This window comes from Rhizobium sp. BT04, from assembly GCF_030053135.1.
Classification (GTDB): domain Bacteria; phylum Pseudomonadota; class Alphaproteobacteria; order Rhizobiales; family Rhizobiaceae; genus Rhizobium; species Rhizobium binxianense.
On the sequence record NZ_CP125652.1, the window covers coordinates 863,955 to 879,431 of the forward strand.

A 15,477-nucleotide genomic window follows, 5' to 3' on the forward strand; every position below is an offset into this window, starting at 1 on the left:
CGCGCTGGATTCCTGTGACGAGCACAGGGAATGAGGGAGGCTGGGGGGAAAGCCCAGTAAATATCAACAAAGTAAAGGCGGAAGCTAAGCCTCCGCCTTTCGAAACGCATTGATAAACCGACAGATCACCCGGCAAGCGCCAAGGCCACCGCCTCGATCGCCTCATCTGCCTTGGCGCCATCAGGGCCGCCAGCCTGCGCCATGTCCGGTCGCCCGCCGCCGCCCTTGCCGCCAAGCGCGGCAGAAGCGACACGCACCAGATCAACGGCGCTGAAGCGGTCGACCAGATCCGGCGTCACCGCGACGACCGCACTTGCCTTGCCATCCTCGGAAACGCCGATGAGCGTTACGACACCGGAACCGATGCTGGTCTTGCCGTCATCGGCAAGGCCCTTCAGGTCCTTGGGATCGACGCCTGAAATCGCCTTGCCGAGGAACTTGACGCCGGCGACTTCGCGCACGGCATCGCCCGAACCACCCTGCCCGCCGCCCATGGCGAGCTTGCGCTTGGCGTCAGCCAGTTCCTTCTCCAGTTTGCGGCGCTCGTCCATCAACGCTTCGACGCGCGACAGCACTTCGCCCGGCTGCACCTTGAGCGAGGCGGCAAGCGCCTTCACACGTTCGTCCTGTTCGGCCAGATATTCGCGCGCCGATTCGCCCGTGACGGCTTCGATACGGCGAACGCCGGCGCCGACGGCACTGTCGCCGAGAACGCGGATCAGGCCGATCTGGCCGGTCGCTCCCACATGCGTGCCGCCGCAGAGTTCGATCGAATAGGGTTTGCCGGCCTTGGCGCCACGCACACCTTCGCCCATCGCCACGACGCGCACTTCATCGCCGTATTTCTCGCCGAACAGCGCCATCGCGCCTTCGGCGATCGCATCGTCGACGCTCATCAGCCTCGTGGTAACCGGCGAATTCTGCAGCACGATCTCGTTGGCCATATCCTCGACGATTTTCAGCTCTTCGGCTGACATCGGCTTCGGATGCGAGACGTCGAAACGCAGGCGCTCGGGTGCGACCAGCGAACCCTTCTGTGCCACATGGGTGCCGAGCACTTCGCGCAGCGCCTCATGCAGCAAGTGGGTTGCCGAGTGATTGGCGCGCAGGCGCGAACGGCGAGCATGATCGACCGTCAACGCGACAGCATCGCCATCCCTGACCACGCCGTCGATGACAGTACCCAGATGCACGAACAGGCCTTCGCCCCTCTTCTGCGTATCTGAAATCTCAACCTTGCCGTGGTCGGACGAGATCACCCCGGTATCGCCCATCTGGCCACCCGATTCGCCGTAGAACGGCGTCTGGCTGACGACGATCTGCACCTTGTCGCCGGCCTTGGCCTCGGTCGAAACCGCGCCGTCCTTGACGATCGCCTGGACGACGCCTTCAGCCATTTCGGTGTCGTAGCCCAGGAATTCGGTCGCGCCGTGTTTTTCCCTGAGCTCGAACCAGACGGTTTCGGTCGCCTTCTCGCCGGAACCGGCCCAGTGCGAGCGGGCTTCGGCCTTCTGGCGCTGCATCGCATCGGTGAAGCCGGAGATGTCGACGCCGATCTCGCGGGCGCGCAGCGCATCCTGCGTCAGATCGAGCGGGAAACCATAGGTGTCGTAGAGCTTGAAGGCGGTCTCGCCATCCAGCATGTCGCCCTTGGCAAGGTCCGCGGTCGCGTCGGAGAGAAGCGACAGGCCGCGCTCCAGCGTCTTGCGGAAACGGTTTTCCTCAAGCTTCAGCGTCTCCGAGATCAGCGGCTCGGCACGCACCAGCTCCGGATAGGCGCGGCCCATCTGCTGCACCAGTGTCGGCAGCAGCTTGTACATCAGCGGTTCCTTGGCGCCGAGAAGCTGCGCATGACGCATGGCGCGGCGCATGATACGGCGCAGCACATAGCCGCGGCCTTCATTCGACGGCAACACCCCGTCCGCGATCAGGAAGGCAGAGGAGCGCAGGTGGTCGGCGATGACGCGGTGGCTGGCGCTGCCCTCCGCCTTGACGCCTATCGTATCCTCGATGGTGCCGGTCAGCGTGCGGAAGAGGTCGGTATCGAATACGCTCTGGACGCCCTGAAGGATGCAGGCCATGCGCTCCAGGCCCATGCCGGTGTCGATCGACGGGCGCGGCAGTGGCGTGCGTTCACCGGGTGCGGTCTGCTCGAACTGCATGAAGACGAGGTTCCAGAACTCCAGGAATCGATCGCCATCTTCCTCAGGCGAACCGGGAGGGCCGCCCCAGACATTCTCGCCCTGGTCGATGAAGATTTCAGAGCACGGGCCGCAGGGGCCGGTATCGCCCATCTGCCAGAAATTGTCCGAGGTCGGGATGCGGATGATCTTGTCGTCGGAGAAACCGGCGATCTTCTTCCACAGCGTCGCTGCTTCTTCGTCTTCGGAGTAGACGGTCACCAGCAGGCGGCTCTTCGGCAGATCGAAACCTTCGGTGACGAGCTTCCAGGCAAGCTCGATCGCATTCTCCTTGAAATAGTCGCCGAAGGAGAAGTTGCCGAGCATTTCGAAGAAGGTCAGGTGCCGGGCGGTATAGCCGACATTGTCGAGGTCATTGTGCTTGCCGCCGGCGCGCACGCATTTCTGCGAGGTTGTCGCAGTCGAATAAGGACGCTTCTCAAGGCCGGTGAAGACGTTCTTGAACTGCACCATGCCGGCATTGGTGAACATCAGCGTCGGGTCGTTGCGCGGCACGAGCGGGCTCGACGGAACGATCTCGTGGCCGTTCTTCTTGAAATAGTCGAGGAAGGTCGACCGGATATCGTTCACACCGCTCATGCTATGCCCTTCAATGCTGCCGAAGGCAGGTAAATTTAAATTCATCGGCTTTTAACGTTCGCCTCCGCCACTGTCCAGCAGACAAACAAAACCGGCCGCATTCTCATCAGGAATGCGGCCGGCTTGGACTTTCAAAGGGACTGGCAGAAAAACTCACATCTCGGCGGCGGTATCACCGTCATCGGGATCCGGTCCGCCGTTCTGCAGGAAGCGGTCGGCGATAAGCCCGGCATTCTGGCGCAGCGACAGCTCGATCTCGCGCGCAAGATCCGGATTGTCGCGCAGGAAGGTCTTGGCATTTTCGCGGCCCTGGCCGAGACGCTGGCTGTTATAGGAGAACCAGGCGCCTGATTTTTCGACGATGCCGGCCTTGACGCCGAGATCGACCAGTTCGCCGGTCTTGGAAACACCCTCGCCATACATGATGTCGAACTCGACCTGCTTGAAGGGCGGCGCCATCTTGTTCTTGACGACTTTGACGCGGGTCTGGTTGCCGATCACCTCTTCGCGCTCCTTGACCGCCCCGATGCGGCGGATGTCGAGGCGCACGGAGGCATAGAACTTCAGCGCATTGCCGCCCGTCGTTGTCTCAGGCGAACCGAACATGACGCCGATCTTCATGCGGATCTGGTTGATGAAGATCACCATGGTGTTCGACTTGGAAATCGAAGCGGTAAGCTTGCGCAACGCCTGGCTCATCAGGCGCGCCTGCAGGCCGGGAAGGCTGTCGCCCATCTCGCCTTCGATTTCGGCGCGCGGCGTCAGTGCGGCAACCGAATCGACGACGAGAACGTCGACGGCGCCGGAGCGCACCAGCGTATCGGTGATTTCGAGCGCCTGCTCGCCGGTATCGGGCTGCGAGATCAGAAGGTTCTGCAGATCGACGCCGAGCTTGCGGGCATAGACGGGATCGAGCGCATGTTCGGCATCGACGAAAGCGCAGATGCCGCCCTTCTTCTGCGCTTCGGCAATGGTCTGCAGCGCAAGCGTCGTCTTACCGGAGCTTTCCGGCCCATAAATTTCGATGATACGGCCCCGCGGCAGACCGCCAACGCCGAGGGCGATATCGAGACCAAGCGAGCCGGTCGAGATCGTCTCGATCTCAACAACATTCTCGTTGGAGCCGAGTTTCATGATCGAGCCCTTGCCGAACGACCGCTCTATCTGTGAGAGTGCCGCTTCAAGCGCCTTGCTTTTGTCCACCGATTTGTCCTCTACCAGCCGCAATGAATTTTGAGACATCCGATCCACCTTTAGGTTATTGAAGCCGCTCAAGCAATGTCGAGTTTGTACCCTATTTGTTCCATTCTCGCAATAGGCGATCAAACAATTGAAAGAAAAAGGTAAAATGGCCCGTGTTCTGTATTTGTTTTATCGATGAAAAGCAACGACTTAGGTCTGAAGCACCGACACGCGCGCGCCAAAACCCATCGCATCGATTCGCGCTTCGAGCCTCAGGAGAGCGGCTGAAATGAACAGAAAGATTCTCGTTCTCGGTGGTGCCCATATCGATCGGCGCGGCCGCATCTCCGGCGAGACGGCGCCTGGCGCCAGCAATCCCGGCACATGGTTCGAGGAGCCGGGCGGGGGTGGTTTCAATGCGGCGCGCAACCTTGCAAGGCTCGGTTTCCAGGTAACGATGATTTCGCCGCGCGGCGGCGATCCCATCGGCGAGATGGTCGGCGAAGCCGCCGATGTCGCCGGTATCGACGACCGCCCCTTCGTCTTCCTCGACCGCAAGACGCCGAGCTACACGGCGATCATCGAAAGGGACGGCAATCTGGTGATCGCCCTTGCCGACATGGATCTTTACCGCTTCTTCGTGCCGCGGCGTCTCTCGATCCGCTGGGTGCGAGAGGCCTTCGCCGCCCATGATTTGATTCTTTTCGATGCCAACCTGCCGGAAGAGACGATCGCGGAAATCGTCGCCAAGGCGCGTTCCCTTGCGAAGCCCGCTGCGGCAATCGCCATCTCGCCGGCCAAGGTCGTCAGGCTGAAACCCTGCATCGGGGATATAGACTACCTCTTCCTGAACGAGGCAGAAGCGGGGGCTCTGACCGGGCAGCAGCCGGAGAATGCCGCCGGCTGGCCGCCGCTTCTGAACGAGATCGGCATCAAGAACGCCGTCGTCACCCGCGGCCGCCGTGAACTGGTCGCACTATGCGACGGCCGCGCTGTGACGCTGCAGCCGCCGATCGCCGAGACCGTCGCCGATGTCACGGGTGCCGGCGATTCTCTTGCCGCCGGCACGATTGCCGCCTTGATGCTCGGCCTGCCGCTCGAAGAAGCCGTGCGCCACGGCACCGCGGCCGCGACGCTGACGGTGCAGTCGCGGCACGCCGTCAACGAAAATCTGACGCCAGATCTCTTGAATGAGGCGCTTGCCCTTGTTCCCGAGGTCAGAATTCTGCATTGAAACGGCGAATTGAAGAATTGAGCATGATGTCGTCCGAAAACCGCTCGCACTTTTCGGCATCATGCTCTGTCGATCACAGGACAAGACCATGACCAAACCCATCTCTCCTCTTCTGCCGATCGCCTATTCGAAGGAGGTATCGAGCGCCAAGCAGCGCGGCGCGCCGCTGGTGGCGCTGGAATCGACGATCATCACCCACGGCATGCCCTATCCCGGCAATATCGAGATGGCCCGTAGCGTCGAGACGATCATTCGCGAACAGGGTGCGGTGCCGGCAACGATCGCCGTCATCCACGGCACGCTGCATATCGGCCTTGAAGCCGGCGAACTGGAGCAGCTCGCCAAGGCGACCGAAGTGATGAAGGTGTCGCGCGCTGATCTTGCCTTCGCGATCGCCGAGCGCCGCACCGGCGCCACCACCGTCGCGGCGACGATGATTGCGGCCGCCCGCGCCGGTATCCGCGTCTTTGCCACGGGCGGCATTGGCGGCGTGCATCGCGGCGCCGAGGAAAGCTTCGATATCTCGGCCGATCTCGAGGAGCTCGCCCGCACCGGCGTCATCGTCGTCTGCGCCGGCGCCAAGGCGATCCTCGATATTCCGAAGACGCTTGAGGTGCTGGAAACCCGCGGCGTTCCCGTCGTCACCTATGAAAGCGAAGAATTCCCCGCTTTCTGGTCGCGCTCCTCGGGCATCCGTAGCCCGCTGGCGCTGAACAGCCCGGCGGCAATCGCCAATTTCCAGACGGTACGCGAACAGCTCGGCATCGACGGCGGCATGCTGGTTGCCAATCCGGTGCCGGAGGCCGACGAGATCGCGCGCGAGGAGATGGAAATCTATATCGAGCGGGCTCTTGATAGCGCCGAACGCGACGAGATCACCGGCAAGGCGGTAACGCCGTATTTGCTCTCGACCATCTTCGACCTGACGGACGGCCAGAGCCTCAAGACGAATATTGCGCTGGTTGAGAATAACGCGCGGCTTGCGGCTGAGATTGCGGTGGCGCTGGGTGAGTGAGGGTTGACGGGGCCGAACGGAATCGCCTTACCAGATAGGTGGTGCCGTTCCAGCCCCCCTCTGCCCTGCCGGGCATCTCCCCCACGGGTGGGGAGATTGGCTGGGTGCGCTGGCTTCCCCAACAATATCCGTTGCAGCTCGGCGAAACGTTGATTTGATGCGAAGGTGTCGCCGCTTGTGATCTCCCCACCTGTGGGGGAGATGCCCGACAGGGCAGAGGGGGCTTACACGGCACAACACCCACGCTCACCCTCGGACAAGCGTCACTCACCCTTCCAACGTCTCCTTCACCACCACCGCCAGCTGCTTCAGCGAAAACGGTTTCGGCAAGAACCCGAATTTCGACTCCGGCGGCAGGTTGCGGGCAAAGGCGTCTTCGGCATAGCCGGAAACGAAGATGAATTTCATGTCGGGATAGGTCTTGCGCAGCTCGCGAAGCAGCGTCGGCCCGTCCATTTCGGGCATCACCACGTCGGAAACGACGATATCGACCTTGCCTTCCAATTCTTCCATGATGGCGAGCGCCTCGACGCCGGAGCCCGCCTCATGCACGGTATAGCCGCGCGTTTCCAGCATGCGCTTGCCGCCGCGGCGCACCGCTTCCTCGTCCTCGACGAGAAGGATGACTGCCGATCCCGTCAGGTCCTCCGGCTGCTGCGGCTGTTGGGCTGCGGGCTGCGGGCTGGCCCCGGCGATGGCACCGTCGATCGAACCCGCTTCTGCGGTCACCGCCGGCTCCGGGATGTGGCGCGGCAGGAAAACACGGAACGTCGTGCCTTTGCCGACTTCTGATTCCGGCTGGATGTAGCCGCCCGATTGCTTGACGATGCCGTAGACCATGGCGAGGCCGAGGCCGGTGCCCTTGCCGACATCCTTGGTGGTGAAGAAGGGCTCGAAGATCTTGTCCATGATCTCCGGCGCGATACCCGTGCCGTTATCGGCAACTTCGACCAGCACCATGTCTTCGGCCGGCATGTAGGAATAGTTGAAGGCGGAGACTTCGGCGGCGGTCAGGTTTTTGGTACGCAACGTCAGCGTGCCGCCCTCCGGCATCGCGTCGCGCGCATTGACGCACAGATTGATCAGCACCTGCTCGAATTGCGAGAGGTCTGTTTTGACAGGCCAGAGGTCGCGGCCATATTGCACGTCGAGCTTGACGTTGGTGCCGGAGAGCAGCCGGTCGACCAGCATGCGCAGGTCGCCGACGACATCGGTGAGGTTCAGCACCGAGGGCCGCATCGTCTGCTTGCGCGAGAAGGCGAGAAGCTGGCGCACCAGCACGGCAGCGCGGTTGGCATTGCGCTTGATCTCCATCAGGTCGGCGAAACTGGCATCGGCGGGCCGTGCCTGTAGCAGCAGATGATCGGAGGAAAGCAGGATCGCCGTCAGCACGTTGTTGAAATCATGCGCGATGCCGCCGGCAAGCGTGCCGACTGCATTCATCTTCTGTGTCTGCGCCATCTGTGCTTCCAGCGCTTTCTGCTCGGTCACCTCGACGGCATAGACGATTGCCGCTTCCTCGGGCGCCTCGTCGCTCTGATCGATGACCGCATTGACATAGAAGCGGAAATAGCGCGCCTCGTCGGTCGGCGTACGGGTGTCGAGGGGCGCGATGTCGCCCTGCCGGTCCTTGGCCGCCGCCAGCGCCTCGGCCAGTTGCGGCCGGTCGCTCTCCTGGACGATGGTTTCGAGATGCGGCGCCTTTTCGAGGTCGTCACGCGAGACGACGCCGGAGAACAGCTTCAGGAACGGCGCATTGGTCCGCAGGATACGCCCGTCACCGTCGACCGAGGCGATCGCCATCGGCGTGTTGTTGAAGAAGCGGGTAAAGCGCATGGCAGCGGCCGAAGCGGACTGGCCGCCGGCATCGCTCTTTTCACGCGCCAGCACGATCGTCCGGCTTTCGCCGGGTGCGCCGTCGCGCATCGAGGTGACGCTGTGGATGATCTGCACCGGCAGGCTCTGGCCGTTGGTCTTGCGCAGATCGAGATCGAGCGTCACCGTCTTTTTCAGCCCCGGTTCGGCCTGCACCGACTGAATCAGCGCCAGCCCCTCGCCCGCCACGACGTCGCCGATCGTCATCGAGCCCGGCACGAACTTGGTGAGGTCGAGACCCAGCCACTCGGCAAGCGTCGCATTGAGATAGAAAATCTCGCCCTTCCGGCCGGCGGAAAAGAACCCGGCCGGCGCATGGTCGAGATAGTCGATCGCGTTCTGCAACTCCTTGAAGAACCGCTCCTGGTCATCGCGCTCGGTGGTGATATCGGTGATCTGCCAGATCTGCAGCGGCTTGCCGCCGTTTTCCTCCGGCTGCAACAGCCGCGCCTTCAGCCGGTACCAATGGGCGCCGGAACTGTTGCTGCCGGGCCCGACGGCGCGCAGCAGGCGGAACTCTTCCCGGCCTTCCTTGCCCTCGCGCAGGCCGTTGACCAGCCGGTAGAGCGCCTCGTTCGATTCGCGGTGGCGCGACAGCAGCGTTTCCAGCGTCTGCACCTCGGTCGCCTTGCGCGCCCCGGTCAGGGCGCCGTAGGCGGCATTGGCATAGATGATCCGACCCTTTTCGTCGGTGATCAAAGTCCCGTCGGGATGGCTGTTGAGGAAGGCGCGCGCCAGGCTGTCGGACTGGCGCTGCGGCATCACCTCGATGAAGCCGATGACTGAGGATACCAGAAAGAAGATGCCGACCATGGCAAGCACACCAAGGCCGCCGAGCACGATCTCGTTGTCGAGTGATTTTTTGAAGAAGACGAAGCCGCCGGCGGCTGCGATCAACACGAGCGCCAGCAAAAGGATGCGCAAAACCGTGCCAGAACGCCCCCCACGATCCACAAGCGGTGCGTTATAGTCGTCGGCCTGACGCGGTTTCGTCATGTATTCCTCGCATAAGCCCCTCCCACTTCCTAGCACGAACACGAAGCGGGAATCAGGCACTCTTTCCTTCTTAGCAATTTGCCGCGTCGGCAAAAACACCGGTGGCCGGCAAGACTGCTTGAATTCACAGGCAACAGCGCCATCTGCCCCTGAAGCCCGACGCGGCGCCCGTGAGCAAGATCGCCGCGCGCCAGGCAGCGGAACACGAAATCGGGTTCTCCCGTCACTGGACAGCGCCGGCGGCCCTTGCCTAAGGAACGGAAAAGTCGTCAATATGTGCCGAATGCGAAATGGAGTGAGTGACTATGTTGGATGATGTTGTCGGAGCTTATGGCAGCCGTTTCCTGCTTGCCGCCGGTGGCGTCGGTCTGGCGCTTCTCCTCCTCATCCTCGTGCTCTGGGTCATCCGCCGCCGGGCGCCCTCGCCCTTCGTGCGCGGCGGCCGCAACCGCCAGCCCCGCCTGCAGGTGTTGGATGCCGCAGCTGTCGATGCCCGTCGCCGGCTGGTGCTGGTCCGCCGCGATGACGTCGAACACCTGATCATGATCGGCGGCCCGAGCGATATCGTCATCGAAAGCCGCATCCTGCCCGAAGCGGCTGACCAGCCGGAAAGCGTCAATCGCCCGCAACCGGTCGAGCAGCGTCCGATATCCCCAGCGCGGCCGGAAACGCCACCGGTTTCTCCGCCCCGCGCCCCAGTCGCAGCCCCTGTTGCCGCTCCAGTTGCAGCCCTTGGTGCAGCCCGAATCGAGCCGGCCGCCGAGCCTTCCTTCTCCGCGCCGGCTTCGCCAGAGCCGCGCCCGCGCCCAGAACCGTTAGCCCAACCGCCTGCCCCGCCGGCCGCGGCACCGCCGGTGGCCACGAGCCCCCTTCCGGCAACCCCTGCGACAGCGCCGCTGTCGGCCGAACGCGACATTCCTCTGCCTGCCGCCCCGCGCCCGCCGGAGCGCCCCGTCGTTCCCCCAGCCGCGCAGCCCGCACCGTTTCACGATACCGTAAGTGCGGCCGAGATACTCGATGCCGCCCGCCAGCGTGTGCTTCCGCAGCAGCGCATCGAACCCGAGGTCTCCACCCCGCCTGTTCAGCACATGCCTGCGGCCGCGCGCGCCGCACCTGGTACGGCCGAAGACGATGTGGCTACGCAGTCGGCAGCGGGGATCCGCCATGATTTCCAGCGGGTGCTGGAACAGGAGATGTCGAACAATCTGACAGCCGAGCGCATCGTGCCGCCGCCGGCGAACCAGGCGCCCCGCCAAGCCGTATCGCAGCCGGGCAACCTGCCGCGCCGCGATCCCGAGCTTGCTCCCATCACCGGCGCCGATACGGAACTGCAGAAGGAAGTCGCCCGGATTTTCGGCGAAATGAGCGTCAATCGCGATAAATGAGGAAAACCGCGCTCGTCGGGTTGCCGCGCCGTCGCATTCATCATAAAGTTGCATAAAAGCCGCAATGCCGCGGCTTTTCAGATCGAGGATGCCCTGGGCCTCCCCATCATGCCGATCATCTGGTATCGGTCAGGGTGAAGAGCGTTGGCGCATTCGAGGTTACACTTTGCCTAAGTAAATACCGGTCTCAGTCCAGTTTCACCCCTGCCGCATAGCGACACGCTGGCGGCATGCGAACATGTTCATCGGGTGGTGGCGAGAGACCGGTTTGGCATTGTTACAATGTGCCATGTGCAGCTCCGCTGTCTCAGCTCTTCAGCCGCCCACAACATCGCCACACCGCGCCCGCAGGGGTTTTCTCACGCACCATCTTGGTGGACTTCCGAACGGAAGACCAAGACGATATGTGCGATACGCTTCGGGTCCGATGGACCATTATTCCCAAAACAGCTCCCCAGCCTTGGATTGCATGCGGTGGATGCGGAGGCATGAGAGCCTTCCAGTCCAGCGGCAAGATCCGGCTCAACGCCAACGGCCGCAAGCTGGACGCTTGGCTTATCTACAAATGCCTGACCTGCGAAAGGACATGGAACCGGCCGATCCTCGAGCGCCGGAATGTCCGCGACATCGATCCTGCAATCCTCGAGGCGCTGCAATCCAACGATCCGGACTGGATCCGGGCAGAGACCTTCAACCTCGATGCTCTCCGACACAAATCGCTGCGTGTGGATGAGTTTGCCGAATTTGAAATCGCAAAGGAGATGCAACACGAAGCTGCAGATTGGACGAGACTAACAATCGAACTGGCGGTCCCGTTCCCAACAAGCACACGCCTCGACCGTCTGCTGGCGTCCGAGCTGACGGTTTCACGTTCGAGACTGCAGGCCCTGCACGCGGAAGGCATGGTCCGGACGGATCCTGAGCGAGTAGACATCATGCGGCGACGGATCAGGAATGGCACCCTTGTGGTGATCGACCTCTCCATGGAGGCCGAGCGAGAGCAATCGTGGAAACCTCTGGCGACAGGAGATCCGCTGTAATCGCGGAAGCCACCTTCCTCTCCGGTACACCGGATGATGGCTCAACGAAAAAGCGCCGCGATCAGATCGCGGCGCTTGTTCTGCTCATGTCTGCATGAAAACCATTATTCGTCGCGATAGACTTTTTCGCGGCGTTCGTGGCGCTCCTGCGCCTCGATCGACAGCGTCGCGATCGGGCGGGCGTCGAGACGCTTGAGGCCGATCGGTTCGCCGGTTTCCTCGCAATAGCCGTAGGTGCCGTCTTCGATGCGCTGCAGTGCTGCGTCGATCTTGGAAATCAGCTTTCTCTGCCGATCACGGGCGCGAAGTTCGATCGCCCGGTCGGTTTCCGACGACGCCCGGTCGGCGAGGTCGGGATGGTTTGCGCTTTCCTCGGCCAGATGGTCGAGCGTTTCGCGCGCTTCTCTAAGGATATCATTTCTCCATGCAACCAGCTTGGTCCTGAAGTAGGCACGCTGGTTTACGTTCATGAACTCTTCCTCTTCCGAGGGAACGTAATTGCTAAGATCGATCTTCTCACTCAACGCGATTCTCCTGAAGAACATCTCATCTGGCGGGTGTATATCCCAAGCGCTAGTCGCGATTCAAGCCAAATACGACAGGTAAACAGATTTTTAAATCTGTTACAATTTTCGGCTAACGATCTATTTTGTCATGGTTATTCCGGCCACCGTTTTTCTCTTCGCCTTCAAAACGCCGTGTTATCGGCCAGGTTTTAGGCAGCTATGGCACGGCTGGCGATTGACGGCAGCCGATCGCAACCGCTACTGAAAAGACCCGCCCGATCCTGGATTTTGCCCATGACCGTACCGCTGCCTCCGCCCAACCGCATCTATCTCCTGCGCCATGCCGAGGCCGCCTGGGCCGAACCCGGACAGCGCGATTTCGACCGGCCGCTCAACGAAAAAGGCTTTGGCGATGCCGAGATCATCGCCGACAAGGCTGCCGACAAGGGCTATCGCCCCGATCTTCTGATCAGCTCAACGGCATTGCGCTGCCGCGATACGGCCGATGCGGTGTATAGGGCGATCGGCCTCTCGCTCGAGGTTCGTTATGTCGACGCGCTCTACAACGCCACTGTTGATAACTATATCGAGATCGTCGATTCGCAGGAGGTGGCCGCCGTCATGCTGGTCGGCCACAATCCGACCATGGAACAGGCGCTGGAGGTGCTGATCGGCCATGAGGCTATGGTCCGCGCCCTTCCCGGCGGCTTCCCGACGGCGGGCCTTGCCGTCGTCGATTACGACGCTTCCGCCACCGCCTGGCGCCTCACGGATTTCGTGGTCGTCTGAAGTCTTTCGCGCCGCTCTTCTTTTGCGGGCGGCGGACCCTTCCTATATTGCCGGCAGTCACCAACCGGAATCGTGCCTTGCCGCCACGCCTGACATCCTTTGCCGATGACGCCCGCATCGCCTTCGACAATCTCGCCGACCGGGCGAGCGGCCTTGTCAATCCGACCGTGCGGCTTGGCGTCACCGGCCTCTCCCGCTCCGGCAAGACGGTCTTCATTTCCTCGCTGGTCCACAATCTGCTGCATGGCGGCCGCCTGCCGCTGTTCGAGCCGGTGCAGTCGGGCCGCGTCTCGGCGGTACGGCTGGAGCCGCAGCCCGATGATGCCGTGCCGCGTTTCCAGTACGAGGATCATATCCGCGCGCTGGTGAAGGACCGTATCTGGCCGGATTCGACCCGCGCCATATCGGAACTGCGAATCACGCTTGATTATCAGAGCGCCAGCGGCTGGAACCGTCTGTTTTCGCCCGGCCGCCTGTCGATCGACATCGTCGATTATCCCGGCGAATGGCTGCTCGACCTGCCGCTGCTCGGCAAGGACTACCGCACCTTCAGCGAGGAAACGATCGCGCTTGCCGAATCCGGCGTCCGTTCCGAACTGTCGCGGGGGTGGCTGGCGCTGACGCGTGCTGCCGATATCCAGGCCGGCGCCGACGAGATGGTCGCCCGCGACCTCGCCGTGGCCTTTGCCGATTATCTCAAGGCCTGCAAGGCCGACGAACGCTCGCTCTCCACCTTGCCGCCCGGCCGTTTGCTTCTGCCCGGCGATCTCGACGGATCGCCGGCGCTGACCTTCGCGCCGTTGGCGCTGCCACCGGACGGGCGTCCCGGCCGCGGCTCGCTGTGGACAATGATGGAGCGGCGCTACGAGGCCTATAAATCGGTCGTGGTGAAACCCTTCTTCCGCGAGCATTTCGCCCGCCTCGACCGCCAGATCGTGCTGGTCGATGCGCTGCAGGCGATGAACCGCGGCCCCGAAGCCGTGCAGGATCTGGAGCGGGCGCTGACCGATGTGCTCGCCTGTTTCCGCCCCGGCACCAATTCGCTGCTCTCCTCGCTGCTCGGGCGGCGCATCGACCGCGTGCTGGTCGCCGCCACCAAAGCCGATCATCTCCACCATGAAAGCCACGACCGGCTCGACGCGCTGACCCGCCGCCTCGTCGATCGCGCCATCGAGCGAATCGGCATGGCCGGCGCCGGCATCGACGTCATGGCGCTCGCCTCGGTGCGCGCCACCCGCGAGGCATCCGTCAAGCGCGACGGTCATGACCTGCCTGTTATCGTCGGCACGCCAATGGAGGGCGAAACCATCGGGGCCGAGCGCTTCGACGGCCTGAGAAAGACCGCGATCTTCCCCGGCGACCTGCCGGAGGATCCGGAGAGCCTGTTCGACCGCATCGCCTCGGGTGCAACAGGCCTGCAGCTGCCGGATGTCAATGTCGTCAGATTCCGCCCGCCGCAGCTTGAGGAAACCGGCGGCGGCATCAAACTGTCGGTGCCGCATATCCGCCTCGATCGCGCCATGCAGTTCCTGTTCGGAGACCGTCTCGCATGAGCAAGCCCCCGTCCGATCCGCCGCGCCGGCCACCTGCCGCCTTCACCTATGAGGATCAGGCCACCGAGCGGCGCGACAGCAGCCGCCACGGAGGTGAGCGGCGCAAGCCGGAAAGCTTCGCTGAACATATCGTCGTCACGGCAGATGAGGACGATCCCTTCCTCAATCCCGACAAGGATCTGAGCGCAGTTCCCGTTGCCGCGCCGCGCAAGCGCCGGACCTCCTTCGGCAAGATCGCCGCCGGCGCCTTCGGCATCCTGCTGTCTCTCGCCATCGGCCTCTGGACCGACAGCCTGATCCGCGATCTCTTCACCCGCGCCGACTGGCTAGGTTACGCCGCCCTTGCCATGCTCGCGGTCGGCATCCTCGCCGTGCTCGCCCTCGTCATCCGCGAGACAGCAGGCATGATGCGCCTTGCCGCCGTCCAGGCAATCAAGGCCGAAGCGGAAGCTGCGATTGCCGAAACCCGGCCGGCCAAGGCCCGCGCCGTCGTCGTGCGGCTCTCCACTCTGCTTTCCGCCAATCCCGAGACATCGAAGGGCCGTGCGACACTGAAGGCAACCGAGGGCGAGGTCATCGATCCCCCGCATCTGATCGCCTTGGCCGAGCGTGAATTGCTCGCTCCCCTCGACCGCAAGGCTCGCGCCCTGATCGTCAACGCCTCGAAGCGCGTCTCCATCGTCACCGCCGTCAGCCCGCGCGCCGTCGTCGACCTGCTCTACGTGCTTTATGAGGCCGTGCGCCTGATCCGCGCCATGGCCGAGCTATACGGCGGCCGCCCCGGTACGCTCGGCATGTTTCGTCTACTGCGTGATGTGCTCGCGCATCTCGCCGTCACCGGCTCGATCGCCGTCGGCGACAGCCTGGTCCAGCAGGTGCTCGGCCATGGGCTGGCCTCCAGGCTCTCGGCCCGGCTGGGCGAAGGCGTCATCAACGGTCTGATGACCGCCCGCATTGGAATCGCGGCGATGGATCTCTGCCGCCCGCTCGCCTTCCACGCCCTAAAGCGGCCGGGAATCGGTGATTTCATCGGCGATCTCACGCCCTCCATGTCACCGCGCAACAACAATCCTTGACCGACCACGCGATTCCGCAGCTTTCACCTTCCCCCGCGTAATGCCG

11 protein-coding genes are annotated in these 15,477 nt (G+C 62.9%); 7 read left to right on the forward strand and 4 right to left on the reverse strand.

The genetic code is table 11. From position 1 onward, the window contains the following. Positions 1-125: 125 nt before the first annotated feature. Both alaS and recA read right to left on the reverse strand, forming a co-directional pair. Positions 126-2,780, reverse strand: coding sequence for an alanine--tRNA ligase (gene alaS, locus QMO82_RS12835; RefSeq protein WP_183607159.1), 2,655 nt, complete (start codon positions 2,778-2,780; stop codon positions 126-128). A 153-nt stretch (positions 2,781-2,933) separates the two neighbouring features. Next, entirely contained in the window at positions 2,934-4,022 is a 1,089-nt protein-coding gene (recA, locus tag QMO82_RS12840) for a recombinase RecA (protein ID WP_183607158.1), read from the reverse strand. Between the two features lie 229 nt (positions 4,023-4,251). On the opposite strand from recA, the gene QMO82_RS12845 reads away from it, so the two are divergent. Together QMO82_RS12845 and QMO82_RS12850 are read left to right on the forward strand one after the other, a co-directional pair. Continuing rightward, positions 4,252-5,196 carry a carbohydrate kinase family protein gene (locus QMO82_RS12845; RefSeq protein ID WP_183607157.1) on the forward strand — a complete coding sequence of 315 codons (945 nt, stop codon included), beginning with the start codon at positions 4,252-4,254 and terminating at the stop codon, positions 5,194-5,196. An 88-nt stretch (positions 5,197-5,284) separates the two neighbouring features. Beyond that, positions 5,285-6,211, forward strand: a complete 927-nt coding sequence (locus QMO82_RS12850; RefSeq protein ID WP_183607156.1) for a pseudouridine-5'-phosphate glycosidase — start codon at positions 5,285-5,287, stop codon at positions 6,209-6,211. Between the two features lie 267 nt (positions 6,212-6,478). Here QMO82_RS12850 and cckA read toward each other — a convergent pair whose 3' ends face one another. Beyond that, positions 6,479-9,082, reverse strand: a complete 2,604-nt coding sequence (gene cckA / locus QMO82_RS12855; RefSeq protein WP_183607155.1) for a cell cycle histidine kinase CckA — start codon at positions 9,080-9,082, stop codon at positions 6,479-6,481. Positions 9,083-9,381: 299 nt separating this feature from the next. Here cckA and QMO82_RS12860 point away from each other — a divergent pair, with 299 nt between their 5' ends. Further along, positions 9,382-10,467 (forward strand): flagellar biosynthetic protein FliO, encoded by a 1,086-nt coding sequence (locus QMO82_RS12860; RefSeq protein WP_277544872.1) that lies wholly within the window; start codon positions 9,382-9,384, stop codon positions 10,465-10,467. Positions 10,468-10,871: 404 nt separating this feature from the next. After that, entirely contained in the window at positions 10,872-11,507 is a 636-nt protein-coding gene (locus QMO82_RS12865) for a DUF1062 domain-containing protein (RefSeq protein WP_183607153.1), read from the forward strand. A gap of 104 nt (positions 11,508-11,611) precedes the next feature. Here the strand turns inward: QMO82_RS12865 and dksA are convergent, their stop codons facing one another. Continuing rightward, complete coding sequence (gene dksA, locus QMO82_RS12870; protein ID WP_003569003.1) at positions 11,612-12,031, reverse strand: RNA polymerase-binding protein DksA; 420 nt, start codon at positions 12,029-12,031, stop codon at positions 11,612-11,614. 276 nt (positions 12,032-12,307) lie between these two features. Between dksA and QMO82_RS12875 the strand changes: the two genes are divergently transcribed. From QMO82_RS12875 to QMO82_RS12885, 3 genes are all read left to right on the forward strand, one after another. After that, positions 12,308-12,802: a histidine phosphatase family protein gene (locus QMO82_RS12875; protein ID WP_171602640.1), complete on the forward strand. Its 495-nt coding sequence runs from the start codon at positions 12,308-12,310 to the stop codon at positions 12,800-12,802. 77 nt (positions 12,803-12,879) lie between these two features. Next, complete coding sequence (locus QMO82_RS12880) at positions 12,880-14,355, forward strand: YcjX family protein (RefSeq protein WP_183607152.1); 1,476 nt, start codon at positions 12,880-12,882, stop codon at positions 14,353-14,355. Next, positions 14,352-15,431: a YcjF family protein gene (locus QMO82_RS12885; RefSeq protein WP_183607151.1), complete on the forward strand. Its 1,080-nt coding sequence runs from the start codon at positions 14,352-14,354 to the stop codon at positions 15,429-15,431. The genes QMO82_RS12880 and QMO82_RS12885 overlap by 4 nt, the downstream gene beginning before the upstream one ends. The last annotated feature ends 46 nt before the right edge of the window (positions 15,432-15,477 follow it).

What these genes read in the sequence shown, in the direction of transcription:
- alaS (WP_183607159.1), bottom strand. Translation starts at nt 2,780, where the DNA reads ATGAGCGGTGTGAACGATATCCGGTCGACCTTCCTCGACTATTTCAAG.
- recA (WP_183607158.1), bottom strand. Translation starts at nt 4,022, where the DNA reads ATGTCTCAAAATTCATTGCGGCTGGTAGAGGACAAATCGGTGGACAAA.
- QMO82_RS12845 (WP_183607157.1), top strand. Translation starts at nt 4,252, where the DNA reads ATGAACAGAAAGATTCTCGTTCTCGGTGGTGCCCATATCGATCGGCGC.
- QMO82_RS12850 (WP_183607156.1), top strand. Translation starts at nt 5,285, where the DNA reads ATGACCAAACCCATCTCTCCTCTTCTGCCGATCGCCTATTCGAAGGAG.
- cckA (WP_183607155.1), bottom strand. Translation starts at nt 9,082, where the DNA reads ATGACGAAACCGCGTCAGGCCGACGACTATAACGCACCGCTTGTGGAT.
- QMO82_RS12865 (WP_183607153.1), top strand. Translation starts at nt 10,872, where the DNA reads ATGTGCGATACGCTTCGGGTCCGATGGACCATTATTCCCAAAACAGCT.
- QMO82_RS12875 (WP_171602640.1), top strand. Translation starts at nt 12,308, where the DNA reads ATGACCGTACCGCTGCCTCCGCCCAACCGCATCTATCTCCTGCGCCAT.
- QMO82_RS12885 (WP_183607151.1), top strand. Translation starts at nt 14,352, where the DNA reads ATGAGCAAGCCCCCGTCCGATCCGCCGCGCCGGCCACCTGCCGCCTTC.